Below are 25,786 nucleotides of genomic sequence, written 5' to 3'. Positions count from 1 at the left end.
CGAGAAGGAGACATCCATGAGCACACCGAGCACCCGCAAGGCAGTCGTCGCAGGCGTCGACGGCTCCGAAACGGCTGTAGCGGCAGCGCGGTGGGCCGGTGCCGTCGCGTCGCGCATCGGAGCACCCCTCCACCTCGTGCACTCGATGCCCCCGGAGGGCATCTTCTACAGCGAGGCCGCAGTGCTCGTGCAGTCGCAGATGATCCAGCAGCTCGAGGAGGACGGCAAGAAGCTCCTCGCCGACGCCGCCGAGCGAGTCCGCGCAGATCACCCCGAGCTCGAGATCAGCAGCTTCATCGGTCCCGGTCCCGCAGCCAAGTCGCTGCTCGAGGCCGCCGAGGACGCACGCCTGGTCGTCATGGGCGCCACCGGCGCGGGTGCGCTGGAGAACTTCCTCCTCGGCTCCACCGTTCTGCGCGTCGCGAACCATGCGCCCTGCCCGGTGGTCGTGTGGCGCGGCAACACCGATTCTCCGCTGCCCGATTCCCGGCCGATCGTCGTCGGTGTGGACGGTAGCGAATTGTCCTCTGCCGCAGTCACTCACGCGTTCTATCTCGCGTCGGCCCTCGAGGTTCCGCTGCGGGCAGTGCACTCCTGGCTCGGTGACGCCGCACTCGGTGTCGGCGCCACGGCCGCGCTGGTCGATTGGGATGCCGTGGAGACCTCGGAGACCGCGGTTCTCGCCGAGACGCTGGCCGGCTGGAGTGATCGCCACCCCGAGGTCACCGTCGAGCGTGTGATCGACCGGGGCCCGGCCTCGAAGGTCCTGCTCGCGCACCTCGACGACGCCCAACTCGTCGCCGTCGGAAGCCACGGACGTGGCCAGTTCCGCGCCGCCCTGCTCGGATCCACGAGCCAGAACCTGCTGCACAAGGCTCCGTGCTCGGTGCTCATCGCCCGCAAGGTCTAGAACCGATCGTTCCGGTCCGACGGGGATCGCTTCGACGAAGCGATCCCCGTTCACTGTTCTCGGGGCGCGATCACCAGGGCGCTGGACCGAGCATGCTCTCCAGTCGCGCCGCGTCGACGGTCTCGACACCCGTATCGATCGCCGCTGCCTCCGGCCACGGATCCCGCCGGCGGAGTTGCTGTTCGAGCACGGCAGGGGTCGCATCGGAGGCATCGTCGCCGCGCTCGGCTCGGGATGCCATCCGTTGCAACAGGATTCCCTTGTCTGCACGGCACTCGATCTCGATCACATCCACGGAAGCACCGTCCGCGACCTTGCGGGCCGCGTCGCGCTGCCCGGACGACAACCAGGTCGCGTCCAGCACGACGGATCGTCCCCGGGCCAGAGCGGTCTCGGCACGGCGCAGCAGTTCGCGGTAGGTCGCCTCCGAATGCGTCGGTGCGTACAGACCGGCATCCGTACCGTCGCCGGTGCGGTCGGTGGGTTGCAGACCCGCCAACTCCTTGCGGACGATGTCGCTGCGCACTACGTCCGCTCCGAGATACGCACCGACCGTGCGCGACAGTGTCGTCTTGCCGGTCGCGGAGACACCACCGACGAGCACCATGCGCACGCGTCCCCGGTCGAGATGTCCCTCGAGCAACTCGACGAAACCGGTCGCCGTTTCCCGCGCCGCTGCATCACCCTGCTCGTAGCGTAGGGCGGTCACCTTCGCGCGCACCAACGCTCGATAGGCGATGTAGTGGTGCACAAGAGAGGAAGGCGGGTGATCGCCCGAGACCTCACCATATTGCTCGAGCAACCGCCGTGCTGCGGGTTCGGCACCGAGACGTTCGAGATCCATTGCGAGGAAGGCGAGATCGAGTACTGCGTCGCCGTAGCGCAACTCGTCGTCGAACTCGAGGCAGTCGATGATGCGCGGACCGTCGTCGAGACAGAAGATGTCGTCGGCGAGCAGGTCGCCGTGTCCGTCCACGGCCCGGCCCGCCGCGATGCGTTCGTCGAACAGCACCGCCCGGCCGGCGAGGTAACGGTGCACGGACTCCCGGATCCGCGTCAACGCCCCGGCACGATCCGCCCCTACCTCCAGCCGGCCGAGATGGTCGAGACTGAGATCCCACAGCTCGGCGACGAAATCCGCGGAGGCACACCGGTCGATCTCGGGACCGTGCGGCGAGGAGGCGTGCAGTGCGGCGACCTGCTGTGCCACCTCGTCGATCACCACCGACACGTCCTCACCTCGGCGGACCGCGGCGGCCAGGCGCCGGTCGTCGGGCAGCCGCACCATTTCGACGAGGTGCTCGCACAACTGTCCGTCCGGGCCGTGGACGTCCGCGACGCCCAGATAGACGTCCGGTGCGAGACGCCGGTTGAGCTCCACCTCCCGGTGGCAGATCCGTTCACGGGCCTCACGCGTGCGGTTGTCGAGGAAGCCCAGGTCGAGCGGCTTCTTCAGCTTGTGCACGCGCTCGCCGACGAAGAAGACCACCGACGAATGCGTCTCCCTCACCCCCGCGTAGCCGACACCCTCCGGTCCGGCACCTGTGGTCACTGCGCCCTCCCTGTCGTCGGCGGCTCCCACCGAGTCCTCTCGTCCACCATATTGTCGTTCAGACACTCCCCCGGTGCATCTGCACAGCGCCCACCGGTGCATCCGCACAGTGTGTGTTCTCCTCCGGATCGCCCGAACGAACCGGCCGCGACAGGTAGCTTTCACACCGAGGTGACTTCTGGACGGGGTGAGATGAGAAACGATCAACCGAGCCGGGTACGAGGAGACGACACCGTGCGGGCGGACGACGGACCCACGGTGGCGGTCCTCGCGTACACGACGGCTCTCGAACGAACGATGATCGAGGATTGGCTGCGCTCGGACGAGCTTCCCGCCGAGTACCGCACGCCGACCCGCCCCGAGTCGCTCGACCTCGACTCACGGGTGCTCACCGAGGAGCTCGTGACCCGCACCGACGATCCGCTGATCCTGCCCTTGCGGGTCGTGTGGCTCCCGGCGGAGCGCGACGGTGCGCGGCGTATCCGGTTCGCCGACGTCCTCGCCCTCACGAACCCACGCAATCCGAATCTGCTGCTGCAGAAATGGCTCGTGCGCAAGGGTGCCGACCGCTACCGGATCGTCGTCGCGAAACCGGCCCGCCTGTCCGAACTGCGGGACGCGCTCAGAGCGGAGGGCGGTGACGGTGACGACGGGGCACTCGCGCGGTACGTGACCCGTCGCGCCGTCGTCGCGCTCGAACGCGCGGAGCGAGCGGTGATCGGCGACCGCTACAAGGTCCCGCGGCTCGTCGCCGCCCAGATCATGGACTCGCCGATCTTCCGGCGCCGTCTCGACGAGATCGCCGCCGAGCACGGCCTCTCGCGCGCCGAGGTCGAGTCGCGGGCGCGCAGTTCCCTCGACGAACTCGTGGCCGTGCAGTCACGATTGGTCACCGACCTGTTCACGCAGGCGATGCGGCCGTTGCACGCGTCGGCATGGACCGTGCACGCCGACGAGGCCGGTCTGCGCGCACTGCGCGAGTCCAACCGCCGGTACGCCCTGGTCTTCCTCCCCTCGCACCGGTCCTACGCCGATGCCTTCGTGCTGGGCGACATCCTGGCGGCGAACGATTTTCCCGGCAACCACATCATGGGCGGGGCCAACCTCACATTCTGGCCGATCGGTCCCGTCGCCCGCCGCACCGGCACGGTGTTCATCCGGCGCAGCTTCGCAGACGACGACGTCTACAAGGCCGCGCTCGAGGAGTACTTCGCGTTCCTGCTGAGCAAGCGGTTCAACCTCGAGTGGTACTTCGAGGGCGGCCGGACCCGCACCGGCAAGCTCCGGGCCCCGCGCTACGGATTGCTCAGCTACGTCGCCAACGCGATCCGCGGCGGACGCGTCGAGGACGCGATGCTGGTGCCGGTCTCGATCACCTACGAGGGACTCGCCGAGGTCGCGGCGGTCGCCGCCGAACAGACCGGCGCGACGAAGAAAACCGAAGGCCTGGGATGGCTGGTGCGCTACGCCCGCAATCAGCGCAAGCGGGCCGGGAACGTGTACGTGCGGTTCGGCGATCCCGTGTCGATGCGCGAACTGCTGGTCGCCGGTGGGGATCCGGACCTGACCGCACCGGCGCCGGCAGCCGACCCGTCCGCGGCGCCGACGGATTCCGAGGAGATACGGGTGCTGCGCCGCAAGGCGCTGCAGAAGGTCGCCTTCGAAGTCGCTGTCGGCATCAACTGCAACACTCCGGTGACGGTGAACTGCCTGGTCACCCTGGCCCTGCTCGGTGTGCGCGACCGCTCGCTGACGCTCGAGGAGGTGCGGGCCGTGATCGCACCTGTCCGCCGTTATCTCGATCGCCGCGGTGTCCCGCAGGGCGGGCTCCACATCCTCGACGTCGAAGGTGGGCTCGAGGACGTGCTCTCGTCGCTCACCCACGCGGGGGTGGTCACCACCTACGCCGGCGGGGAGGAACCGGTCTACTCGATCCAGCCGGGTCAGCATCTCGTCGCGGCGTTCTACCGCAACAGCGGCGTGCACTGGTTCGTCAACCGGTCGATCATGGAGCTGGCCATCCTCTACGCGCACGCCAATCTCGGTGACGATCCTGTCCGGGTGGCGTGGGAGGAGGCGAAGAACCTGCGCGACCTGCTGAAGTTCGAGTTCTTCTTCCCCGACCGAGACACCTACGAGACCCAGATGCGCGACGAGCTCGCCTTGCTCGTCCCGTCCTGGGGCGACACGCTGCCGACGAAGGACGAAGCGTTGACCGGTCTCGTCGAGACCGGCTTCTTCATGTCGCACCGCACGCTGCGGTCGTTCTTCGACGCGCAGCTCGTCGTCGCCGAGCGCCTCGCCGTCCGGGATCCGGAGCTCGAGGTCGACCGCGCCGCCTTCCTGTCCGAGTGTGTGGCGGTGGGCCGGCAGATGCTGCTGCAGCGCCGCCTGTACGGGCCGGAATCGGTGTCGTCGGAGTTGTTCGCGTCCGCGCTCGACCTGGCGCGCAATCGAGGATTGCTCGACCACGACGAGGACCCCGAGACCGTCCGCGAGCGCAGGAAGGCATTCGCAGCGGAGCTGTCCGAGTTGGCCCAGCGGGTCGCGCTGGCCGAGTCGCTCGACGTGTCGAACAGAAAGGTGGAACGGTGAACCTCGAGCAGGCCCTCGAACGGGTGCGTACGGGTCCGCAGGGACCCGAGGTGGCGGCCTTCTTCGATTTCGACGGCACCATCGTGCACGGCTTCTCCGGTGTCCACTTCTTCCGCGACCGGGTGCTCGCCGGGAAGGTCTCCGCATCCGAACTGGCCGCGACGATGATCAACGGGATCCGCGGGACGGAGACCGAGGAGGACTTCGAACGCTTCGTCGCGATCGCCTTCAAGGCGTGGCGCGGTCACACCGAGGACGAGCTCTACGAGATCGGCCGCCGGCTGTTCATGACGACGATAGCCGGACACCTCTATCCGGAGGCGTGGCAACTCATCGGCGCGCACCAGAACGCGGGCCACACGGTGGTGATCGCCTCGTCGGCGTCCCGCTACCAGATCCAGGCCGCCGGGGACGCGCTGGGCGTCGAGCACATCCTGTTCACCCCACTCGAGGTCGAGAACGGTGTGCTCACCGGACGGGTCGACGGGAAATCGTTGTGGCGCAGCGGCAAAGCGGAGGCGGCACGCAATTTCGTCGAGACACACGGCATCGACGCCGAGGCCAGCTACACCTATTCCAACGGTGGTGAGGACGTGGAGTTCCTGGCCGTCGCCGGCAACCCCACGGCCACGAACCCCGATCGCACTCTCACCCGATTCGCCATCGAACGCGACTGGCCGATCATGCGGTTCCGGCCGCGCGGTACGCCGGGCGCCCGCGAACTCGTCCGCACCGCCGCCGCCTACGGCGGGATGTTCGGCTCGGTGTGGACGGGTCTCGGTCTCGGTCTGATCAACCGCAGCCGCAAGACCGCGCTGGACTCGATCATCAGCATCGGCACCGAGGTCTCCCTGGCCCTCGCCGGAGTGAACGTACGCATCGTCGGGGAAGCGAATGCGTGGGCCGCCCGGCCGGCGGTGTTCATCTTCAACCACCAGAGTCAGCTCGACCCGGTGGTGCTGGCCAAGGTCCTGAGGCAGGACTTCACGGGCGTGACGAAGAAGGAGATGGCCAACGACCCGTTGTTCGGGCCGCTTCTGCGGTTCGTCGGCGCCACCTTTGTCGACCGCACGAACACCGAGCAGGCGGTTGCGGCGCTCGGACCCGTCGTCGACACCCTCCGCGAGGGTACGTCGATCGTCATCGCCCCCGAGGGCACACGCTCGCTGACCCCGGCGATCGGCAGGTTCAAGAAGGGCGCCTTCCACATCGCGATGCAGGCCGGTGTCCCGATCGTGCCGGTCGTGATCCGCAACGCCGGCGAGATCCTGTGGAAGCACTCGACCCTGCTGCGGTCGGGCACCGTCGACGTGGCGGTGCTCGAACCGATCGACGTGAGCGGCTGGTCGCGGGAGAACTTCGGTGAGCACATCGCCGAAGTCGAGGACCTCTACCGCCGCACGCTGTCGAGCTGGCCCACCGACTAGATGACGAACGAGACCGTGACACCCGAGGAGCCGGACGACGGAGCCGACGAGAGCCCGCACGGTGAGAGCGGGCCGCTCACCCCGAAGCGACGCCGGTATCTCAAGTGGATCGTCGGTGCTCTGCTCGTCGTGGTGCTCACCGTCGAGATCGTGCTCGTGTGGCCGGAACTGTCCGACAGCGTCCGCGGCCTCGGGCATCTTCACTGGGGTTGGGTCGCGGCAGCGGTGTTCGCCTCGATGGCGGAGATGTCGACCTTCGCACGGGTGCAGCGGGCGCTACTGTCCGCGGCGGGTGTGAAGGTCTCGCAATGGCAATCGCTTTCGGTGGCCCTCGCGGCGAACTCCATGAGCGTGACCCTGCCGGGCGGACCGGTGGTCGGGACGACCTTCACCTACCGACAGATGCGGCGCTGGGGCGCACCCCCGGTGGTGGCGACCTGGCAGCTGGTCATGGCCGGGCTCCTCCAGGCCGCCGGACTCGCACTGCTCGGCATCGTCGGCGCTCTGCTCGTCGGCGCCAGCAACAACCCGTTCTCGCTGATCTTCTCGCTCGGCGGTCTGCTGCTGCTGGTCGTGCTCATCCAGTACGCGGCCGGCAATCCTGGTTCGTTCGAATCGATCGGCCTGATCGCCCTGCGGAGCCTGAACCGGTTGCGGAAGAAGCCGGAGCAGGCGGGTGCGCGAGCGTGGCGGAAGATCGTCGGCCAGCTGAGCGCGGTGCAACTCGATCGTCCTCATGCGGCCCGCGCGTTCGGCTGGTCGCTGAGCAACTGGGTATGCGACGGTGCGTGCCTGGCGTTCGCCGCATACGCGGTCGGTGGCGCGCCGAGCCTGGCCGGTATCGCGGTCGCCTACGCGGCCGGAACCGCCACCAGCCGTGCCATCCCGCTGCTCCCCGCCGGTCTGGGTGTCATGGACGCCGTGCTCGTGCCGGCGCTCACCGCCTCCGGCATGACCGGCGCGCAGGCCCTGTCGGCGGTGGTCGTCTACCGGTTGATCAGTTTCGTGCTCGTCGCCGCGGTCGGCTGGATCGTCTTCGCATTCCGCTACCGGAACGTCGGCGAGGAGGGGGACGAGGACGAAACTCCCCCGGACCTGCGGCTCTGGGACGACGACTGAAGGCGCCGACCCGAAAAGATCGCCCGCGCGCCGGTCGGGGCGCTAGCGTTGTCCTCCATCCGGATGAATGGAGGGACGAGGTCCGTGGCACAGCACGAGGTCACACGTAAACGGGAAGTCTGGTCGGGCCGGTCGGTGTTCATCATGGCCGCAATCGGCTCGGCGGTCGGACTCGGCAACATCTGGCGCTTCCCGTACATCGCTTACGAGAACGGTGGTGGCGCATTCCTGATCCCGTATCTGGTCGCGCTGCTGACCGCGGGTATCCCCCTTCTCCTGGTCGACTACGCGATCGGGCACAAGTTCCGCGGATCGCCGCCGCTGGCCTTCCGCAGACTGCGCCGCGGCGCCGAATTCATCGGCTGGTGGCAGGTGCTGGTGTGCTTCGTCATCGGCGTGTACTACGCGGTGATCGTGGCCTGGGCCGCGCGGTACACCTTCTTCTCGATCACCGAGGCCTGGGGCGACGACCCCGAAGGCTTCTTCATGAGTTCGTTCCTGAACCAGGACACCGATGCGACCTTCGGCCTGAGCTTCGTGCCGGGCGTCGCGTGGACGCTGCTGCTGGTCTGGATCGCGACGCTCGCGGTGCTCGCTCTCGGCGTCCAGCGCGGTATCGGCAACGCCAATCGGTTCTTCGTGCCGTTGCTGGTCCTGCTGTTCGGTGCGCTCGTCGTCCGGTCGCTGACCCTCGACGGCGCGACCGCCGGTCTCGATGCGTTCTTCACCCCGAACTGGTCGGCGCTGACCGACACCGGGGTGTGGATCGCGGCGTACGCGCAGATCTTCTTCTCGCTGTCCGTCGCCTTCGGCATCATGGTGACCTACGCGTCGTACCTGAAGCGCAAGACGAACCTCACCGGTTCGGGTCTCGTGGTCGGGTTCTCGAACTCGAGCTTCGAGGTGCTCGCCGGCATCGGCGTCTTCTCCGCTCTCGGCTTCATGGCCCAGGCGCAGGGTGTCGAGGTCGGTGAGGTGGTCGCGGGCGGTATCGGCCTCGCCTTCATCGCTTTCCCGACGATCGTCTCGGAGATGCCCGGCGGCCCGCTCTTCGGTGTGCTGTTCTTCGGTTCGCTGGTCTTCGCCGGGTTCACGTCGATGATCAGCATCATCCAGGTGACCGTCTCGGCCTTCCAGGACAAGACGGGCCTCGGCCGGGTGCCGGCGGTACTCGCCATCGGTGGTGTGTCGGCAATCGTGTCGCTGCTGCTCTTCCCCACCACCACCGGCCTGAACACTCTCGACGTGGTGGACCGCTTCGCGAACCAGTTCGGCATCGTGGGTGTCGCCTTCGTGGCGCTCGTGGTGGTCGCGTGGATCTATCGTCGTCTGCCCGAACTCCGCGACCACCTCAACTCGGTGTCGTCGTTCAAGGTCGGCACGGGCTGGATGGTGTTCACGGGCATCATCACCCCGCTCGTCCTCGGCTACATGCTGTTCAGCGAGATCCGCGACCGTGTCCGCGACGGCTACGGCGGTCTTCCCGACAGCCTGGTCACGGCCTTCGGCTGGAGCGTGCAGGCCGGCGTGATCATCCTCGCCGTCCTCCTGACGTTCATCCCCTGGCGCAGGGGAATCGACGAGGAATACGAGCTGGACGAGAACCGTCCGCCCGCATCCGCCCAGGCGCCTGCTTCGTCCGGTGCTCCCTTACCCGGACCCGACTCGTCCACAGGAGGTACCCGATGAGCACAGCGGCCGTCGCCATGATGATTCTCGCCCTCGTCACGCTGTGGGGCGGTCTCCTGCTGAGCATCCTGCATCTGCGTAAGCATCCGGACGATCCGGACTGATCATCCGCACCACCGACTCACATGGGTGTCGGTTCGGTAACACCACGGGGCGGCGCTCTGGCCGGAGCGCCGCCCTTGTGGTCTCCTGGAGCGGTCGTACTCTAAACCTCTAGTTTAGAGTTAGGTAGAGCCCGTCCGGGTGTCACGACCCACAGGAGGAGAACCCCATATGAGCCGCAGACACCGCAATCGGATGCGTCGCATCTCGGCCGCCGCAGCCCTGACCGTCGCCGCAGGTCTGGCGCTTCCCACCATCGCCGGCGCCGAACCCGCACCCACGGACCCGGCAGCACCGGCGGAAGCGCCCGCCACGAGCCCGCTCGTGAGCTCGCTCGAGGCTCTCCGCGCGCTGCCCGGCGTCGATCCCACGACTCTCGCTGCCGCCGAAGCGATCGCGAACGCACGCGGAAGCGCTGTCGACGCGGCCGAAGCGACACCGCTCGGCGCCTACGAGGACGGCATGGAGTTCCTGCGTCGCCTCGGCGTCGAACCGTTCCTCTACCCCACCGGCGCACCGTTCTGCACGGCCGACGGCGACCTGCCGCTGGGCACCGTGCCCGCCGTTGCGGGTGCTCTGCCCGGGCCATGGCCGAACCGCAGCCTGTCGCCGCTGCCGGGCACCCTGAACGTCGTCTCGCCCGGTGAGACGCTCTTCGCGTTCGTCCCCGTCGACCTCGAGGAGGACGCCGACACCTCGGGCATCCAGCTCGCGTGGTTCAACGTCAACACCTTCCAGGGTGGCTTCGTCCCGATGGGCACGCCGGAGGAGACCGCGGCGGGAGCCATTCCGGCCGGCCTTCCCGTCCAGGCCCGCGGCATCGTCGAGCAGGCCATCACGACCTTCATCGCCGACACCCTGCCGCTGGGTGGCGTGCGGGTCGCGCCGGTCGAGACGGGGTCGGGCACCGTGCTCTCGGCCGTCTTCGGCAACGTGCGCAACGGCGACACGCAGTGCTTCTTCCTGCCCACGATCGGCATCGTGGACGTGCCGGCCTGATCGAACCAGAGCTCCCGAGCGGAGCCCAGAACTGCAGCGGGTGGGCGTCAGCTCGCCCGCTGCAGTCGGTTCAGCCGGTCGAACACGAGCGTGACGGCGGTGTCCATGTGCGCGAGCACATCGTCGACCGACTGCCGGCCCGCCACCCAGGCGACCAGCGCCGACATCCACACGTCGGCGATGATCCGCACGGCGTTGAGCACCTCTTCGGTGACGATGTCGATGCCTGCCGCCTGCGCGAACAGTCGGGTGAGCACCTCACCGAGACGGTCGAGTTCGGGCGCCGAGGACGCGTCGGCGAACATCGCCGCCCGGATGAGCGCGTCGTAGCGCAGCGGGTTCTCGGACAGACGCGGCATCACTCCGCGCAGGACGCCCATCAGGCGCTCGGCGGCACTGTCGCCAGGGATCTCCACGGTGGTCACGGCTTCGGCGGCGGTCTCGAATTCGAGTACGAGCGCCACGACGAGCAGGTGGTTCTTCGAGGGGAAGTAGCGGTAGACCGTGCCGAGAGCGACACCGGATCGGTCTGCGACCGCCCGCATCTGCACGGCGTCGTATCCACCCTCGGAGGCGAGCTCCTCGGCGGAGGCGATGATCCGCATGTACCGCGCCCGCTGTGCCGGTCGCAGGCCCGCACCGGGCGACCGGGTGGACCCGAGGGCCGGCCGCGAGGTCTGCGTCGACGCCGACTCCTCGCCCGCGGTCTCCGTCGTCGACTGCTCCGTCATCACGCCACCTTCCGTTCATGCCCGTTTCGAGGATAGTTCAGCGTGGGACGACTGCCTTTTCGTACGGCCGACCGGCCGCAACCGGACAGGTGTCCGGAAATCTCTTCCCTCCGGATGTAGAACGCGTTACATTTTCTCCGTCACCGTCTGGAGAGGGGCTGTTGTGCGCCACGGAATCACCCTGTTCACGAGCGACCGGGGAATCCGGCCCGAAGTCGCTGCCTCGACCGCGGAGAGTCGCGGTTTCGACAGTTTCTACGTGCCCGAACACACCCACATCCCGATCCGCCGCGAATCCGCGCATCCGGGAACGGGCAACGAGACCCTTCCCGACGACCGTTACATGCGCACCCTCGATCCGTGGGTGGCGCTGGGGCTCGCAGCCGCGGTGACGTCGACGATCAAACTGGGCACCTCCGTCGCACTGCCCCTCGAGCACGACCCCATCACGCTCGCCAAGACCATCGCGAGCCTCGATCACCTCTCCGGCGGCCGGGTGAACTTCGGTGTCGGATTCGGTTGGAACGCAGAAGAACTCGCCGACCACGGCGTACCGCCGAAGAAGAAGCGCACCGCCATGCGCCAGTATCTCGAAGCGATGCAGGCGCTGTGGACCGAGGAAGAAGCCTCCTACGAGGGAGACTTCGTCGCATTCGGGCCGAGCTGGGCGTGGCCGAAACCCGTGCAGCAACCACGGCCCCCGATCTTCCTCGGCGCCGGTTCCACCGACCGCAACTTCGACTGGATCGTCCGCCACGCCGACGGCTGGATCACCACCCCCACGGAGAACGACGTCGTCGACAACGTCGCCCGTCTCCACAAGGCCTGGGCCGACGCCGGTCGTGCCGGAACTCCCGAGATCCTCGCTCTGGCAGGCCGTCACGACGCCGAACAACTGAAGATCTGGGAGGACGCCGGGGTCACCGAGGTGATCTTCGGTCTGCCCGACCGCGCCCAGGACGACGTCGTCGCATACATCGGCCGACTCGCCTCGAAACTCGACCACTGATCACCGACCCCGAACGGACCCCGATGAGCACCGATCTCCACCCCCTTCCCGCCGGCAGCGTCTCCACCTGGGACCACGAAGCCGACGTCGTCGTCGCCGGTTACGGCATCGCCGGTGTCTCGGCGTCCATCGAGGCCGCCCGCGCGGGTGCCGACGTGCTCGTGCTCGAGCGGACCGGCGGTTGGGGCGGTGCGGCCTCACTGTCGGGCGGCATCGTCTACCTCGGCGGCGGCACCCCGCTGCAGAAGGCCCTCGGATTCGACGACACGCCAGAGAACATGAAGGCGTTCATGCTCGCCGCGCTCGGGCCGGGCGCCGACGAAGCGAAGATCATCGAGTACTGCGAGGGCAGCGTCGAACACTACGAGTGGCTCGTGGACAACGGCGTGGTGTTCAAGGAGAGCTTCTGGGGCGAACCCGGGTGGGAGATCCCCGGTGACGACGGCCTGATGTACTCCGGCGGCGAGAACTCCGCGCCCTTCAACGAGATCGCGACGCCCGCCCCGCGCGGCCACGTTCCGCAGATGACCGACAAGCGGACCGGCGAGAAGGGTGGCGGGTACATGCTCATGCAGCCGCTCTCCCAGGTCGCCGAAAGCCTCGGTGTGCGTGCCGAATACGACGTGCGGGTGCAGCGGTTGATCGTCGACGGCGACGGACGCGTCGTTGGCCTGACGGCCAAGCAGTACGGCAAGGACGTCCACATCCGGGCCCGCCGCGGCGTCGTCCTCGCGACCGGCAGTTTCGCGTACAACCAGGAGATGGTCGAGTCGTACGCGCCGCAGCTCAGCGGTCGCCCGGGTGCGGCGATCGAGGAGCACGACGGCCGTGCGATCCGCATGGCGCAGGCGCTCGGCGCCGATCTCGCGCACATGGACGCCACCGAGGTCGCCTTCTTCGGCGACCCGCAGTTGATGGCCCGCGGCATCCTCGTCAACGGCCGCGGTCAGCGGTACGTCCCCGAGGACACCTATCCGGGCCGTATCGGTCAGCTCACGCTGCTGAAGAACGACAACCAGGCCTATCTGATCATCGACGAACAGGCGTACGAGGAGGGTTGTGCGGCAACGAGTTCGACGCCCTTCTTCCGGTTCCGTCCGAAGTGGGTCGCGGAGACCGTCGCCGAACTCGAATCCGACATGGAACTGCCTGCCGGGACGTTGCAGGCGACCGTCGAGGTCTACAACAGGCACGCGGAGAACGGCAGCGATCCGGTGCTGGGCAAGAAGAGCGAGTGGGTCAAGCCCATCGGCAGCCCGATCGCCGCGCTCGATCTCCGTAACTGCACAGCAGGTTTCACGCTCGGCGGTCTGCGCACCTCGGTGAACTCGGAAGTGCTGCACGTGTCCGGCGATCCGATCCCCGGCCTGTTCGCCGCCGGTCGCTGCACGTCGGGCGTGTGCGCGTGGGGTTATGCGAGCGGCACGTCGCTGGGGGACGGAAGCTTCTTCGGTCGCCGCGCCGGTCTGTCGGCCGCGAAGGGCTGAGACCGAACGGGTGGTTCCGGCGGCCGAGCCACCGGAACCACCCGTCAGGTCAGAACACGCGATCCAGGTCGCGTGAGACGATCCGATCGGCGCCGTACTCGGCGAGTGCCGCGATCGTCATCGACGGATTGCACGCCCCGGTCGATCCCGAGATCTTCGCGCCGTCCACCACATACAGGCCGGGCTGGCCGTGCACGCGACCGGCGTCGTCGCACACCGCCCCGAACGGCGCACCCCCGAGCGGATGGAAGGTGTTGATGTCGACGGCGTTGACGTCGATGACGATCGAGGCCGGTCCCGCGATCCGCCGGATGCGGGCCTCGATCGCGCGGGTGAGTTCCCGGTCGTAGGCCTGATCCCAGTTCAGGACCGCATCGTCGCGGCCGGCGTCGTAGTGCCAGACTCCTCGGCCGTCGACGATCCCCAGACCGATCATCGTGGTCGTTCCCACATCGTCGGGGAACGGCACCGGGCCGGTGACGATCATCAACGGTCCGGCGGGATCGGTGTAGTCGCGCATACCCACACAGGCGGGGCCGCCCTGATGGTCGCCGGGGCTGACGAGCGGACTCGTCACGGCGAACACTCGGTCGCCGTTGTTGCCCCATCCCGTTCCGACGCCGTCGGGAAGATCGGGGACGAACCCCTTCGCCTTCGCCTTCACGAGGAGACGGGTCGTGCCGGCCGATCCGGCACCGAGAAACAGCGACTGTGCGAGGATCCGCTTGCGTTCGAGAACCTTCCCATCCGTGTGGATCCGGTCGACGTGCACGATCCAGGTGCCGTCCGGAGCGCGCTCGATGTCGCCGACCCGATGCAGCGGCTCGACCGTGACGTGCCCCGTGCGTTCAGCTTCGGCGAGATAGGTGACGTCGACCGAGAACTTACCGCCGTTGTTGACTCCGTAGATGACGTCGCCCGTCGTGTAGGACGGTTTCAGTTCCCCGGTCAGCTCCCGTCGCGCGAAGTCCCAGTCGATGCACATCGGCACCCTGAACGTGTCGTAGCCCTCCGAGCCTGCACGGTCCAGGAACTGTCGTGAGGACCGGTACCGATCGTGGTCGAGCAGATCGTCCGGGATGGTCGCGACCTGCAGCATCCGCGCCACCCGCCGGTAGTGGTCGGAGGCCAGCAGGTCGTAGTCGATACGCGAGGACACCGAATCGGAGAATCGCTGCCCGTCGGGCTGCACGGTCATGCCGTGATAGGCCAGCGAACTCCCGCCGACCCCCGCGCCGCACATGACGTCCATGCCGTTCCCCGGAACCCGTTCGATGAGCCCGGTGAACGGTTCGGTCGGGATCGGCGGAGTACCGGTCATCACCGGGGCGGACGACAACCACGACATCCGCCGGTCCGGTTGCAGCATGTGAGGGAACGTCTCGGCATTCGGTCCCGTGGGCCAGCGGATGCCCCGTTCGAGGACCAGGGTCTGCACACCGGCCCGGCCGAGATGCAACGCGGTGATCGCACCGCCGAATCCGCTGCCCACGACGACCGCCCGATGGCGCTCCTCGGTGACCTCGGCGCGTGCGCGTGGGATCGGGGACAACGACAACGCGGCAACGGCCGCACCGCCGACGACGGTTCCCCGCAGGAAGGTACGGCGGGACAGCGCAATATTCACGAAGGGCTCTCCTGGAGCGTGGTCAGACAACCGTGAGCGGGAGTGGGATTCCCCGATCTTCGAAGACGAAGGACGAACCCGTGCTGAAGCGCGTGATGGCGACCTCGTCGCACTCGTTCGCCGGGGATTCGGCACGGAACACCTCGACGACGAGAGCCTCCTCGGTCGCGGAGACCAGGCGGGTGGTGAAGTGCGGGTCCACACCGCGCACCAGAGCGTCGAGCGGACCGAGGTGTTCGGGGTCGATCAAAGTGGGCCAGGACCCGTCGTCGAAGGCGCCACCTCGCCGGTTGATCCGGAGATCCAGCGCGTCGTCGTCGAAACAGATCACCCGATCGACATACCGGTCCGGTGCCAGCATCGGGTGTACGTCGAGCACCGCGGACAGGCCGGCGAACGAGCGCGGCAATCCCAGCGCGGTACGGATGCGCTCGGACGTGATGCCGGCGATACCCGTGAGCTGCTTGCGGGTCAGCTCGATCGCGGACTGCTCGTCGGTTCGCTTGCGCACACTCATGAGGAAGCCCAGAGCGAGCAGGTGATGCTGCAGGCACACCTCCTCGGCGATGCGTACCAGGGCCGACTTCGAGAACTCGTCGAACCGGAGGTCTGCGAGGAGGGGACCCGAATAGTCGTGTCTCCCTTCGCCGTCGCGGTCGATCGGGCTCAGCTCGAGTGCCACGGCCGCGGACCGGCCGAGCGCTTCGGTGTGAGGTGCGACAGCCGGTGGTTCGTACGAGGGGTCGATGGTGACCGTCCACGCGCAGTGCGGGTGCCGATCGGCCGGCGCGCGGGGCGGCCGATGGATCGGCCGCACCCGGGCGTGCGGATTGGTGGCGAGCGCGGTGGCGTCGAAGGTCGGGTCCTCGATGTCGTGGCACATCGCGGTCACGTAGGCGTCGCCGAGGGGCTCGACGTCCATCAGCGCCCCGCAATGGTCGAGCGAGAACTCGCCGTGGTCGCGGTCGTCGACGCGATAGCGGAAGTCCATGAACTGCGGGGGCGCCCCGATATCGAGTTGCATGCCCTTGAAGATGGTGACGACGTCGTCGCCCTCGAACTTCAGGGCACGCTGCATGCGGCGCGTGTACCACGGCGACGACGCCTGCCATTCCTCGATGGCCACCTCCGCCATGCCCTCCCGACCGAACGACGAGATCAGATGCGCCATCCCCGAACGGTCGATGAGCTGACCGCACAGCAACAGTTCGGGGACGAGCGCGGCGAGGTCGGTGCGGGAGAGCGCGGCGAACGATCCGCCGGTGTCCACGCCGGTCACCACAACGGAACCGGCGACTCGCCGACCCGGTACCAGCCGGGAAGACGCTTCTTCCCCGTCGATCGCTCGATCCGCTTCTGCATGCCGTCGGACAGCGCATCCGCCGTGATCATCTCGAGGAACAGGTGCGAGACGTTGCCGAAGTCGAAGAAGTCGCGCTGCCACGACCACTGGAAGTTGCCGCCGTACCGGAACCAGCTCCCGCCGATGCCGTGCACGGAGTAGTGCTCGCCGTTCTCGCGGGTCGCGTCGGCGATCTGCTTCCAGAACCCGATCACGTCGCCGGAGCGTTCGTCGACGACGAACTGCTGGTAGGGATACTGCCAGCCTTCGAGCCCGTCCATCTCCTGGCCCAATGCGAGGTCGCGGATCTCCTCGCGGCCCACGGCCATGAACTCGTCCTTCGGACCGTAGTTCCAGCCGTAGGTGGCGTCCTCGGTGTACAGGTCGGCCAAAGGCTTCCAGTCGCCTTCGGCCTCGGCGCGTTTGTTGGCGTCGACCCAGCGGGTGATCATCTCGTCGAGCTCGGCACGATCGAACGTGGCCATCCTGTCTCCTGGTCCTCAGTCTTCGACGATGCGAAGGGCTTGGGTGGGGCAGTACTTCACAGCTGCTCGTACGTCGGCGTGCATCTCCTCCGGCACGGGGTCGAGGAGGATCTCCACCTCACCCCGTTTGGCGACCGTGAAGGCGTCCGGGGCTTCCATCGAGCACATCGCGTGTCCTTGACACAGATCGAGATCTGCTTCGATCCTCATCCGAACCTCACTCCTGCGTTGCCGTGCCGGTGCCGGCCGCCGCGCGGGTGCGACGCCGGTACCGCACAGCACACGGCTGTTCGAGCTGGACCACCATCTTCGAGTGATCGTTGCGGTAGGTCTCGGGCGGCTGGGACAGTTCGAACTCGAAGTCGCGCAGCAGAACCGAGAATATCGCCTTCAGCTGCATGAGCGCGAACGCCGCTCCCACACAGCGGTGCCGGCCCGCCCCGAACGGGATCCAGGTCCACCGGTTGACGATGTCCTCCTGGTTGGGGTCGATGTAGCGGCCGGGATCGAAGGCGTCGGGATCCGGGAAGTCCTCCGGGATCCGGTTGGAGATCGCCGGTGTCGCACCCACGAGATCGCCCTCCGAGATCCGGTATCCGGCGACCTCGAAGTCGTCGCGCGCGACCCGAAGAAGCAGGATCAGCGGCGGGTGCAGGCGCAGCGTCTCCTTGAGCACCGCCTCGAGTACCGGGATCTGCCGCAGTGCATGGAAGCTCACGCTCTCGCCGTCGGAGTACAGGACGTCGAGTTCTGCCGTGACCTGCTGCATGCACTCGGGGTTGCGCAGCAGTTCGATGAGCGCCCAGGCCGCCGTGCCGGAGGTGGTGTGGTGGCCGGCGAACATCATCGAGATGAAGATGCCGGTGATCTCGTCGGCACTGAACCGCTCCTTGCCGTCCTCGTCCTTGATCGAGACGAGGACGTCGAGCATGTCGCGGTCCTCCTTGCCCTGCGGCGGGTTCGCGATGCGTCCGTCCATGATCTCCTGCACGAGCTCCACAAGCCCGCGGCGGGCCTCGTCGCGTCGCCGGAAACTCTCGATCGGCGCGTAGGGATCGACGAAGGCCAGTGCGTCGGTGCCCTTCTCGAGGTCGTGGTAGAGGTGGGCGAACCGTCCGTCGAGCTGGTCGCGGAACTTCTTGCCGATCAGGCAGGCCGACGACGTGTAGATGGTCAGCTCGGCGAAGAATTCGAGCAGGTCGATCTCGCCTTCGTCGCCCCACCGGGCGACCATGTCCTGCACTTCGCGGTCGATGGTCGCCGCGTGACCGCGCATCTGTTCGCCGCGCAGCGCCGAATTGTGCAGCATCTCCTTGCGGCGTTCGGGGCTGGCGTCGAAGACGACACCCTCACCGAAGACCGGCTTCATGAACGGATAGGCGGCCTGCTGATCGAGATCCTCGTCCGCGGCACGGAAGAAGAACTCGTTGGCCTCCGCACCGGAGAGGAGTACGACCTTCTTGTCGGCGAGCTGGAAGACCCCGACGTCGCCGCACTCCTCGCGCACCCGGCGCATGAGCGCAATGGGATCGGTGCGCAGTTCCTCGAGGTGGCCGTGTTCGTGTTCGCCGCCGGACACACGCCGGGGCTCGACGAGTGTGGTCATGGATTGTCCTTCCGCAGGGGTGCTTCGGGTTGAACCTCGATGAGCACGATGTGGGCGCCGCGGGGGGCCGAGACGACCGAGAGCGCGGCCGCGGCGATGTCGGATGCGCGAAGGAAGTAGGGGTGTCGGGCGAAACCCCATGTGCCCCAGTCTTCGAGCATCGGTTCGAGCACCTCCGCCGGCGCGGTCATGCCGGCACCGGTCTGCGTCGGTCCGGGGCGCACGACCGACGCGCGGACACCCGTACCCTCGAGTTCCATCCGCATCTCGCGGACGAGCGCTTCGAGGCCGGTCTTGGCGGCGTTGTAGGCACCCATCCAGGGCCGGGGAAGCACGGCACAGTCGGATCCGATCACGACGAAGTCGCCGCGCTTGCGTTCGATCATGCCGGGGAGCACGCGATGGGCCAGGCGTTGGGTGCCCATCAGGTGCACGTTGACCTGGAAGGCGAACCGGTCGGGGTCCATCTCGTGGGGCAGCGCGAAATCCATGTCGCCCGCTCCCGAGACGACGATCTCCGCGGCGCCGAGAGCCTCTTCCGCTGCGGTGACGAACTCGTCGACGGATTCGGTGGACGACACGTCGAGGAAGTGGGCGAAGGCCTCGCCGCCCTCACCGCGGATCTTCTCCGCGATCGCCGCGCACTCCTCCACGCGGCGCGCCCCGAGCGCGACGGGGTGCCCGGCCTCGGCGAGCGCGTAGGCGGTGGCGGTACCGATTCCGGAGGAGGCTCCGGCGACCAGCGCGGGACGGCGTTCGGGATGGGGTTCGAATCTAGGCATGTCGTTCGGTGACCTCTACAGGAAGGGCCGCGAAGCCTCGGACATTGGTGGAATGGACACGTTCGCAGCGGTCCTCGTCGATCTCGTAGTCGGCGACGCGCCGGGCGAACTGTTCGAGCGCGATGTTCGCCTCGAGGCGGGCCAGATGTGCACCGAGGCAGAAATGCACTCCCCCACCGAAACTGGCGATCTTCTGGGAGCTGTCGCGTCCGATGCGGAAGTCGTCGGCGGTGTCGAATACGTCGGAATCGCGGTTGGCGGATCCGATGAGCAGCAGCACCTTGTCGCCGGACCGGATGGTGGCGTCGTGCAGTTCGATATCGGCGACGGCGGTGCGGGCGACGATCTGGCTCGAGGTGTCGTAGCGGAGGGTCTCCTCCACCCACTGCGGTGCGCGAGCCGGATCGCGGAGGACCTGCGCCACCTCGGATTTGTTGTGCGCGCCCCAGTAGAGGGCGTTACCGAGGAGTTTCGTGGTGGTCTCGTTGCCCGCGACCACCATGAGGAACATGAACCCGATGATCTCGTCGTCGGTGAGCCGGTCGCCGTCGATCTCGGCTGCCAGCAACGCCGACGTGAGGTCGGAGGTCTCCTTCTTCCGGCGTTCGGCGAGCATGTCGGCGTAGTAGCCGACGAGGTGCAGCGATGCCTCCATCGCGGCGACCGGCACGTCGAGCACGCCCTCCTCGCGGTGGACGACGAGGTCGGCGAGACGGCGGATCTCGCTGCGGTCGGATTCGGGCACGCCCATGAGTTCGGAGATCACGTCCATGGGCAGCTTGCCTGCGAACTCCGAGATCCAGTCGAATTCCCCTGCTTCTGCAGCGGGTTCGAGATAGCGCAGGGTCAGTTCGAGGATGCGTTCCTCGAGGTCGGCGACGCGCCGCGGAGTGAATCCCTTGGAGACGAGCCGGCGCATGCGCATGTGGCGCGGGTCGTCCATCGCGAGGAAGGACATCACCTTGTGGGCGTTGGGCCCGTAGGCGGACGGATCGAGCGAGACACCGTTCGCACTCGAGAGTCGCGTGTTGTCGCGGAAGGCCGCGACGACGTCGGCGTGACGGGACAGGGCCCAGAACTCGAGGTCGGGGTTGTGGTAGACCGGCGCCTCTTCACGGAGGCGGCGGTAGGTGGGATACGGATCTTCGTGGAAGGCGTAGTCGTACGGGTTGAAGATCACGGGGCCGAGCGTCGGTGGATCGGGCGAAGCGGGCCCTGCGTGCGACGCGGAGCCCGGGGATGCCTGGATCATGGCTCACTCCAATAGCAGTCGGGCGGATGTCTCCAGCCTGTCGGCGAGTTTCTCGTAGGTGCCGTAGCCCATGCCGGCCCGGACCAGCGCGCCGGCGTAGAGCAGTTCGAGTGCTTCGAGTTCGTCGGGATCGGAGTCGGCGCCGAGCGCTGCCGAGATCCGGTGACGGATGTCGAGTCCGATGCGCGCACGCAGGTGTTCGACATCGGGGTCGTGACCGAGCAGTGCACTGGTGACGGCGGCGGCGAGTTCGGGTTCGTCGGCCAGCAACAGCGCGATTCCCCGCAGCACCGCGACCACCCGATCGGCACGGCTCGTGCTCTCGGCGTCGGCCGTGGGAGCGTTGGCCAAGCGACGCCAGAACACCTCGGCGACGAGGTGTTCCTTCGACGAGAAGTAGGTGTAGGCGGTGGCCGGGGCGACACCGGCGCGGGCGGCGACCATACGCACCGTCAACCCCGTGAATCCCTCCTCGCGGAGCACCTCGACCGCGGCCTGCGTGAGCCTCGCAACCGTGTCGGCCTGCTTCTCGGTCAGGCGGCGACGGGTCGATTCGAGATTCACGTTTCTGGACACGTGTCTGGACATTACTACGGTTGGAGGGGGTCGGCAATGCCCGCAGCGCGTTCATTCGGCGAATTCAGCGCTCTCGGGGGTGGATACGGACGGGCATGGACTTGATGCCGTTGATGAAATTCGATCGCAACCGCCGCGGTTCACCCGCCGGCTCGACCCGATCGATCCGGGCGGCGAGGGTCTCGAACATGATCCGCAGTTCGAGTCGCGCCAGATGTGCCCCGAGGCAGAAGTGCACACCCGTCCCACCGAAGGCGACGTGCGGATTGTGCTCGCGCCCGATGTCGAAGACGTGCGCGTCGTCGAAGACCTCCTCGTCGCGGTTCGCGCTCGGGTAGTAGACGATCACCTTGTCGCCCCGTTCGACCTGCTGGTCGCCGATCGCGGCCGGACAGGTGGGCGTGCGGCGGAAGCCGACCACGGGCGTGACCCAGCGCAGGATCTCCTCCACGGCGCTGTCGATCAGACCGGGATCGTCCTGCAGCCGGCGCCATTGTTCGGGATGATCGACGAAGGCCTGCATCCCGCCCGAGATCGCGTTGCGCGTCGTCTCGTTGCCCGCGATGACGAGCAGGACGAAGAACATGTCGAACTCCATCTCGGAGAGCGTGTCGCCGTTCTCGTCGGGACACCCCAGCTTCGAGACGATGTCGTCGCGCGGTTCGATGCGTCGTTGCGCGGAAATCTCGTTGGCGTACAGGAAGATCTCGGCGGCGGCGAGCTCGCCGTCCTCCTGGGTGGTGCCGTATTCGGGGTCGTCCCAGCCGATCATGCGGTTCGACCAGTCGTAGAGCTTGCTGACGTCCTCGGCCGGTGCGCCGAGCAGCGCTGCGATCACCTCCAGCGGCAGTGGTGCCGAGATCGCCGGGACGAAGTCGATCACCGTGCCGTCGCGTGCGGCCTCGATCGCGGCGTCGACGGTGCGTTCGCACGTCCGCCGGATGCGCTCCTCGAGCGTCTTCACCATGCGCGGGGTGAAGCCACGGCTCACGAGTTGCCGAAGGCGGGTGTGCTCCGGCGGATCGAGGTTGAGCAGCATGGACGCCTGTTTCAGGCGTGTCTCCTCGTCGAAATCGTCGATCTGGGTGGTCCCGAGGGCCGAGGAGAAAGTCGTGCTGTCGCGGGAGACCGCGATGACGTCGGCGTGCCGGGTGACGGCCCAGAAGCCTGCGCCGCCCTCCTCGGGTTGGCGGTGGACCGGACAGGTGCGCCGGAGTTCGGAGAAGTAGCCGTGCGGGACCCCCTGGGCGAAGACGTCGGGGTTCTTGAGATCTGTGGGTGAAGTCGTCATGAAGCCGCTCTCGTGGGATTGTACGAATGGTATTCGTTTACAAACTACTCACCTTCGTTTGGAATGGAAGCCCCTTAGACTGCTTTCATGGCAGACGACAACTCCCGACCCGTGCGTCGGCGGACACTGACCCGCGACAAGGTCGTCGCAGCCGCGCTCGGGATCGTCGACGAGCTGGGATGGGAACAGCTCACGATGAGCACCCTCTCGTCGCGCTTGGGAATCGTCACGGCCTCGCTGTACAACCACGTCCGCAATCTCGACGATGTGCGGGCGACCGTGCAGATCCGCGCGATGAGCGATCTCGGAGCGCATCTGCGGGAGGTCGCGATGGGCCGCAGCGGCGTCGACGGGTTGCGCGCGCTGATCGACGCCCACCACATCTGGGCCGTCGAACATCCCCGCCGCTACGAAGCATTGACCACTGCACCGGTCGATCGCGACGGTCTGCTCGCCGCCGCACTGGACGCCAACGTCGCTCTGCGAACGATGCTCGCATCCTGCGGCGTTCCGGAGGAGGAGACGCTCGAGGCCGCGGTCGGCATGTTCGCCGCCCTGCACGGTTTCGCGGTTCTCCAGAGCAGCGGCTTCCTGGGCGACGAGCTCGATCTCGACCGCATCTACGAAGCGGTCGTGCGCGGAGTTCTGGCCGGCGCCTCCCTCGACCCCACGAAGACACGCTAGAGTGGCACGCATCAACTGAACACGTCCGTCTTCAGATGGAGGGGTCATGCGGACGATCGACACTCTCGGCGATCTCGTCTCACCGCTCGGTGGCACGATCAACGCCGCCAACGTCATCATGCAGCTCGCCCATCCCGGCGTCGGCCAGGGCGTCGTCGACAGCACGGTCGATACCGGCCGCGCCGATCTCCATCCGGTCAAGCGGGCCCGCACGACCGGCACCTATCTGGCGGTCGCGGTGTTCGGTAACGACGCCGACCGCGATTTCGTCCGCGAGTCGGTGCGGAAGATCCACGCGCGGGTCACGTCGTCACCCGGCGCGGAGGTCCGCTACAGCGCCAACTCCCCCGCCCTGCAGTTGTGGGTCGCGGTCTGCCTGCTCGAGTACTTCATCGACCAGCACGAAGTCCTGTACGGCCCGCTCACCGAGGAGCAGTACGCCCGCATCCTTCGCGACGGCGCAACCCTCGCGACGACACTGAACGTCCGACCGGAGTCGTGGCCCACGACCCGCGAGGAGTACGAGGAACTGTGGAAGGCCGGCGTCACCGACATCTCCATGAACGAGCAGGTGCGCGAGTACCTCACCGAACTCTGCAATCTCGCGTTCCTCGAGGTGCGTCTCGGACGACTGGGCCGCGGGATCCACCGGGTGCTCGGCAGGTCGTTCGAACTGATCACCCGCGGTGCACTGCCGCCGGAGTTCCGCGACCTCATGCACTACCCGTGGACCGCCGACGACCAGCGACGCTTCGACCGCTATCTCGTGGCGGTCCGGCGCCTGCACCGCGTCACGCCGTGGATATGGCCGTTGCTGTGGAAGTCCTATCTGCTCGATCTGCGCACGCGGCGACACCTCGGACTGCGCGTGTTCTGACCGGAGACCACCGGACCCTCGTCGAGACCGGTGTTGTGTGCGAGATTCGTCGAATTCCTCACACACGACACCGGTTTCGTCCGTTTCGGACGAACCGTTGCATTCGATCGCGTCGCCGAACTATAGTCCAGACACCTGTCCAGAACCGAGGGAACGTCTGATGACACTTCGCCCTACCGACAGCTCCACCCTTCTGATCGACGGCAAGCTCGTACCCGGCAGCGGAGGCACCTTCGCGATCACCGATCCGAGCACCGAAGAACTGCTCGGCCACGCGGCCGAGGGCACCGCCACCGACATGGACGCCGCGATCGCGGCCGCGCGTCGCGCCTTCGACGACACCGACTGGTCACGCGACCACGCCTTCCGGGCCCGCTGCCTCCGTCAGTTGCGCGACGCCCTGCGCGAACACATCGAGGAACTGCGGGAGATCACCATCGCCGAGGTCGGTGCTCCCCGATTCCTCACGAGCGCCGCGCATCTCGAAGGCCCCATCGACGACCTGCTCTACTTCGCCGACCTCGCCGAGAGCTACGCGTGGACGCAGGATCTCGGCAACGCCTCCCCCATGGGTATCCCGACCCACCGCTATCTGCTCAAGGAGGCGGTCGGGGTCGTCGGCGCGATCACGCCGTGGAACTTCCCGCACCAGATCAACTTCGCCAAGCTCGGGCCCGCTCTCGCCGCCGGGAACACCGTGGTGCTCAAGCCCGCCCCCGACACCCCGTGGTGCGCGGCACTGGTCGGGCGGATCGCGGCCGAGGAGACCAACATCCCGCCGGGAGTACTGAACATCGTCACCTCGAGCGACCACCGGCTCGGCGCACAGCTGAGCGAGGATCCGCGCGTCGACCTGATCTCGTTCACCGGTTCCACCGCGACCGGCCGGGCCGTGATGCGCGCGGCCTCCGAGAACCTCAAGAAGGTCTTCCTCGAACTCGGCGGCAAGTCGGCGTTCATCGTCCTCGACGACGCCGACCTGCGCGGCGCCTGCTCGATGGCGGCCTTCACCGTGTGCACGCACGCCGGCCAGGGCTGCGCGATCACCACGCGCCTGCTCGTCCCCCGCGAACGGTACGACGAAGCGGTGGCCCTGACCGCGAAGTCCATGAGCGGTATCCGGCCCGGCGACCCGCGCGATCCCGGCACGGTGTGCGGGCCGCTCATCTCCGAGAAGCAGCGGCAGCGCGTGGAGGGCTACATCCGCCTCGCCGTCGAGGAGGGCGGCACGATCGTCACCGGCGGCGGACGTCCGGCCGAACACGAGCGCGGCTTCTTCGTCGAGCCCACCCTCATCGCCGGCCTCGACAACTCCGCGCGCACGGCGCAGGAGGAGATCTTCGGCCCGGTGCTCGTGATCATCCCTCACGACGGTGACGACGACGCGATCCGCATCGCCAACGACTCCCTCTACGGCCTCTCGGGTTCGGTGTACGGCACCGATCCGGACCGCATCGCGCGGGTCGTCGCAGGTGTACGGACCGGCACGCTGGGCGTCAACGGCGGCATCTGGTACGCCGCCGACGCCCCGTTCGGGGGTTACAAGCAGTCCGGGATCGGCCGCGAGATGGGTGTGGCCGGTTTCGAGGAGTACCTGGAGACCAAGCTCGTCGCCGAACCCGCGAGCTGACCCGAACTTCCGAA

The 25,786-nt window shown here is 67.5% G+C and carries 23 protein-coding genes; 12 read left to right on the top strand and 11 right to left on the bottom strand.

Annotated elements, in window-relative coordinates; all coding sequences use genetic code 11:
• The first annotated feature begins 16 nt into the window (after positions 1 to 16).
• Positions 17 to 910, top strand: a complete 894-nt coding sequence (locus AC6CID_RS05550) for a universal stress protein (RefSeq protein WP_494292725.1) — start codon at positions 17 to 19, stop codon at positions 908 to 910.
• Between the two features lie 70 nt (positions 911 to 980).
• Here the strand turns inward: AC6CID_RS05550 and AC6CID_RS05545 are convergent, their stop codons facing one another.
• Positions 981 to 2,492, bottom strand: a complete 1,512-nt coding sequence (locus AC6CID_RS05545) for a bifunctional aminoglycoside phosphotransferase/ATP-binding protein (protein WP_064255940.1) — start codon at positions 2,490 to 2,492, stop codon at positions 981 to 983.
• Positions 2,493 to 2,654: 162 nt separating this feature from the next.
• On the opposite strand from AC6CID_RS05545, the gene AC6CID_RS05540 reads away from it, so the two are divergent.
• The 6 genes from AC6CID_RS05540 to AC6CID_RS05515 all read left to right on the top strand — a co-directional run bounded on the left by AC6CID_RS05540 (position 2,655) and on the right by AC6CID_RS05515 (position 10,393).
• Positions 2,655 to 5,057, top strand: coding sequence for a glycerol-3-phosphate 1-O-acyltransferase (locus AC6CID_RS05540; RefSeq protein ID WP_498353667.1), 2,403 nt, complete (start codon positions 2,655 to 2,657; stop codon positions 5,055 to 5,057).
• Positions 5,054 to 6,484, top strand: a complete 1,431-nt coding sequence (locus AC6CID_RS05535; RefSeq protein ID WP_498353666.1) for an HAD-IB family hydrolase — start codon at positions 5,054 to 5,056, stop codon at positions 6,482 to 6,484. The genes AC6CID_RS05540 and AC6CID_RS05535 overlap by 4 nt, the downstream gene beginning before the upstream one ends.
• Positions 6,485 to 7,603, top strand: a complete 1,119-nt coding sequence (locus tag AC6CID_RS05530) for a lysylphosphatidylglycerol synthase transmembrane domain-containing protein (RefSeq protein WP_006551745.1) — start codon at positions 6,485 to 6,487, stop codon at positions 7,601 to 7,603.
• An 84-nt stretch (positions 7,604 to 7,687) separates the two neighbouring features.
• Positions 7,688 to 9,292 (top strand): sodium-dependent transporter, encoded by a 1,605-nt coding sequence (locus AC6CID_RS05525; RefSeq protein ID WP_019289992.1) that lies wholly within the window; start codon positions 7,688 to 7,690, stop codon positions 9,290 to 9,292.
• On the top strand, positions 9,289 to 9,396 hold the full coding sequence (locus AC6CID_RS05520; protein ID WP_006551747.1) for a methionine/alanine import family NSS transporter small subunit: 108 nt from the start codon (positions 9,289 to 9,291) through the stop codon (positions 9,394 to 9,396). The genes AC6CID_RS05525 and AC6CID_RS05520 overlap by 4 nt, the downstream gene beginning before the upstream one ends.
• 169 nt (positions 9,397 to 9,565) lie before the next feature.
• Positions 9,566 to 10,393 (top strand): hypothetical protein, encoded by an 828-nt coding sequence (locus AC6CID_RS05515; protein WP_498353665.1) that lies wholly within the window; start codon positions 9,566 to 9,568, stop codon positions 10,391 to 10,393.
• A 47-nt stretch (positions 10,394 to 10,440) separates the two neighbouring features.
• Here the strand turns inward: AC6CID_RS05515 and AC6CID_RS05510 are convergent, their stop codons facing one another.
• Positions 10,441 to 11,124, bottom strand: coding sequence for a TetR family transcriptional regulator (locus tag AC6CID_RS05510; RefSeq protein WP_006551749.1), 684 nt, complete (start codon positions 11,122 to 11,124; stop codon positions 10,441 to 10,443).
• A 163-nt stretch (positions 11,125 to 11,287) separates the two neighbouring features.
• Here AC6CID_RS05510 and AC6CID_RS05505 point away from each other — a divergent pair, with 163 nt between their 5' ends.
• Together AC6CID_RS05505 and AC6CID_RS05500 are read left to right on the top strand one after the other, a co-directional pair.
• Positions 11,288 to 12,133: an LLM class F420-dependent oxidoreductase gene (locus tag AC6CID_RS05505; protein ID WP_498353664.1), complete on the top strand. Its 846-nt coding sequence runs from the start codon at positions 11,288 to 11,290 to the stop codon at positions 12,131 to 12,133.
• 23 nt (positions 12,134 to 12,156) lie between these two features.
• A complete protein-coding gene (locus AC6CID_RS05500) occupies positions 12,157 to 13,620 on the top strand; it encodes an FAD-dependent oxidoreductase (RefSeq protein ID WP_064061897.1) in 1,464 nt (487 codons plus the stop codon).
• 49 nt (positions 13,621 to 13,669) lie between these two features.
• Here the strand turns inward: AC6CID_RS05500 and AC6CID_RS05495 are convergent, their stop codons facing one another.
• From AC6CID_RS05495 to AC6CID_RS05455, 9 genes are all read right to left on the bottom strand, one after another.
• On the bottom strand, positions 13,670 to 15,247 hold the full coding sequence (locus tag AC6CID_RS05495) for a GMC oxidoreductase (protein WP_006551752.1): 1,578 nt from the start codon (positions 15,245 to 15,247) through the stop codon (positions 13,670 to 13,672).
• Positions 15,248 to 15,269: 22 nt separating this feature from the next.
• A complete protein-coding gene (locus tag AC6CID_RS05490) occupies positions 15,270 to 16,529 on the bottom strand; it encodes a hypothetical protein (protein ID WP_498353663.1) in 1,260 nt (419 codons plus the stop codon).
• Positions 16,523 to 17,074: a Cif family virulence factor gene (locus AC6CID_RS05485; RefSeq protein WP_006551754.1), complete on the bottom strand. Its 552-nt coding sequence runs from the start codon at positions 17,072 to 17,074 to the stop codon at positions 16,523 to 16,525. The genes AC6CID_RS05490 and AC6CID_RS05485 overlap by 7 nt, the downstream gene beginning before the upstream one ends.
• A gap of 15 nt (positions 17,075 to 17,089) precedes the next feature.
• Positions 17,090 to 17,284 carry a ferredoxin gene (locus tag AC6CID_RS05480; RefSeq protein WP_006551755.1) on the bottom strand — a complete coding sequence of 65 codons (195 nt, stop codon included), beginning with the start codon at positions 17,282 to 17,284 and terminating at the stop codon, positions 17,090 to 17,092.
• A 7-nt stretch (positions 17,285 to 17,291) separates the two neighbouring features.
• A complete protein-coding gene (gene cyp51, locus AC6CID_RS05475) occupies positions 17,292 to 18,680 on the bottom strand; it encodes a lanosterol 14-alpha demethylase (protein WP_006551756.1) in 1,389 nt (462 codons plus the stop codon).
• Positions 18,677 to 19,462 carry an SDR family oxidoreductase gene (locus AC6CID_RS05470; RefSeq protein ID WP_006551757.1) on the bottom strand — a complete coding sequence of 262 codons (786 nt, stop codon included), beginning with the start codon at positions 19,460 to 19,462 and terminating at the stop codon, positions 18,677 to 18,679. The genes cyp51 and AC6CID_RS05470 overlap by 4 nt, the downstream gene beginning before the upstream one ends.
• The gene (locus AC6CID_RS05465; protein ID WP_006551758.1) at positions 19,455 to 20,642 is read right to left on the bottom strand and encodes a cytochrome P450; all 1,188 of its coding nucleotides are present in this window, start codon (positions 20,640 to 20,642) and stop codon (positions 19,455 to 19,457) included. The genes AC6CID_RS05470 and AC6CID_RS05465 overlap by 8 nt, the downstream gene beginning before the upstream one ends.
• 75 nt (positions 20,643 to 20,717) lie before the next feature.
• On the bottom strand, positions 20,718 to 21,278 hold the full coding sequence (locus AC6CID_RS05460) for a TetR/AcrR family transcriptional regulator (protein ID WP_016693012.1): 561 nt from the start codon (positions 21,276 to 21,278) through the stop codon (positions 20,718 to 20,720).
• 76 nt (positions 21,279 to 21,354) lie between these two features.
• Positions 21,355 to 22,581: a cytochrome P450 gene (locus AC6CID_RS05455; RefSeq protein ID WP_498353662.1), complete on the bottom strand. Its 1,227-nt coding sequence runs from the start codon at positions 22,579 to 22,581 to the stop codon at positions 21,355 to 21,357.
• Between the two features lie 87 nt (positions 22,582 to 22,668).
• Between AC6CID_RS05455 and AC6CID_RS05450 the strand changes: the two genes are divergently transcribed.
• From AC6CID_RS05450 to AC6CID_RS05440, 3 genes are all read left to right on the top strand, one after another.
• A complete protein-coding gene (locus AC6CID_RS05450; RefSeq protein WP_019290002.1) occupies positions 22,669 to 23,265 on the top strand; it encodes a TetR/AcrR family transcriptional regulator in 597 nt (198 codons plus the stop codon).
• A gap of 46 nt (positions 23,266 to 23,311) precedes the next feature.
• Positions 23,312 to 24,142: an oxygenase MpaB family protein gene (locus AC6CID_RS05445; protein ID WP_498353661.1), complete on the top strand. Its 831-nt coding sequence runs from the start codon at positions 23,312 to 23,314 to the stop codon at positions 24,140 to 24,142.
• Positions 24,143 to 24,302: 160 nt separating this feature from the next.
• Complete coding sequence (locus AC6CID_RS05440; protein ID WP_498353660.1) at positions 24,303 to 25,772, top strand: aldehyde dehydrogenase; 1,470 nt, start codon at positions 24,303 to 24,305, stop codon at positions 25,770 to 25,772.
• The last annotated feature ends 14 nt before the right edge of the window (positions 25,773 to 25,786 follow it).

It is taken from the genome of Rhodococcus sp. GQ147, from assembly GCF_059759155.1.
The sequence above is the reverse complement of the archived record's forward strand: the minus strand, read 5'-3'. Positions and strand labels throughout refer to the sequence as shown.

Bases quoted from the DNA above. Each gene is read 5' to 3' on its own strand.
- cyp51 (WP_006551756.1), bottom strand. From the start codon at position 18,680: ATGACCACACTCGTCGAGCCCCGGCGTGTGTCCGGCGGCGAACACGAA.
- AC6CID_RS05445 (WP_498353661.1), top strand. From the start codon at position 23,312: ATGCGGACGATCGACACTCTCGGCGATCTCGTCTCACCGCTCGGTGGC.
- AC6CID_RS05485 (WP_006551754.1), bottom strand. From the start codon at position 17,074: ATGGCCACGTTCGATCGTGCCGAGCTCGACGAGATGATCACCCGCTGG.
- AC6CID_RS05550 (WP_494292725.1), top strand. From the start codon at position 17: ATGAGCACACCGAGCACCCGCAAGGCAGTCGTCGCAGGCGTCGACGGC.
- AC6CID_RS05450 (WP_019290002.1), top strand. From the start codon at position 22,669: ATGGCAGACGACAACTCCCGACCCGTGCGTCGGCGGACACTGACCCGC.
- AC6CID_RS05455 (WP_498353662.1), bottom strand. From the start codon at position 22,581: ATGACGACTTCACCCACAGATCTCAAGAACCCCGACGTCTTCGCCCAG.
- AC6CID_RS05540 (WP_498353667.1), top strand. From the start codon at position 2,655: ATGAGAAACGATCAACCGAGCCGGGTACGAGGAGACGACACCGTGCGG.
- AC6CID_RS05520 (WP_006551747.1), top strand. From the start codon at position 9,289: ATGAGCACAGCGGCCGTCGCCATGATGATTCTCGCCCTCGTCACGCTG.
- AC6CID_RS05440 (WP_498353660.1), top strand. From the start codon at position 24,303: ATGACACTTCGCCCTACCGACAGCTCCACCCTTCTGATCGACGGCAAG.
- AC6CID_RS05515 (WP_498353665.1), top strand. From the start codon at position 9,566: ATGAGCCGCAGACACCGCAATCGGATGCGTCGCATCTCGGCCGCCGCA.
- AC6CID_RS05480 (WP_006551755.1), bottom strand. From the start codon at position 17,284: ATGAGGATCGAAGCAGATCTCGATCTGTGTCAAGGACACGCGATGTGC.
- AC6CID_RS05470 (WP_006551757.1), bottom strand. From the start codon at position 19,462: ATGCCTAGATTCGAACCCCATCCCGAACGCCGTCCCGCGCTGGTCGCC.
- AC6CID_RS05510 (WP_006551749.1), bottom strand. From the start codon at position 11,124: ATGACGGAGCAGTCGACGACGGAGACCGCGGGCGAGGAGTCGGCGTCG.
- AC6CID_RS05530 (WP_006551745.1), top strand. From the start codon at position 6,485: ATGACGAACGAGACCGTGACACCCGAGGAGCCGGACGACGGAGCCGAC.
- AC6CID_RS05500 (WP_064061897.1), top strand. From the start codon at position 12,157: ATGAGCACCGATCTCCACCCCCTTCCCGCCGGCAGCGTCTCCACCTGG.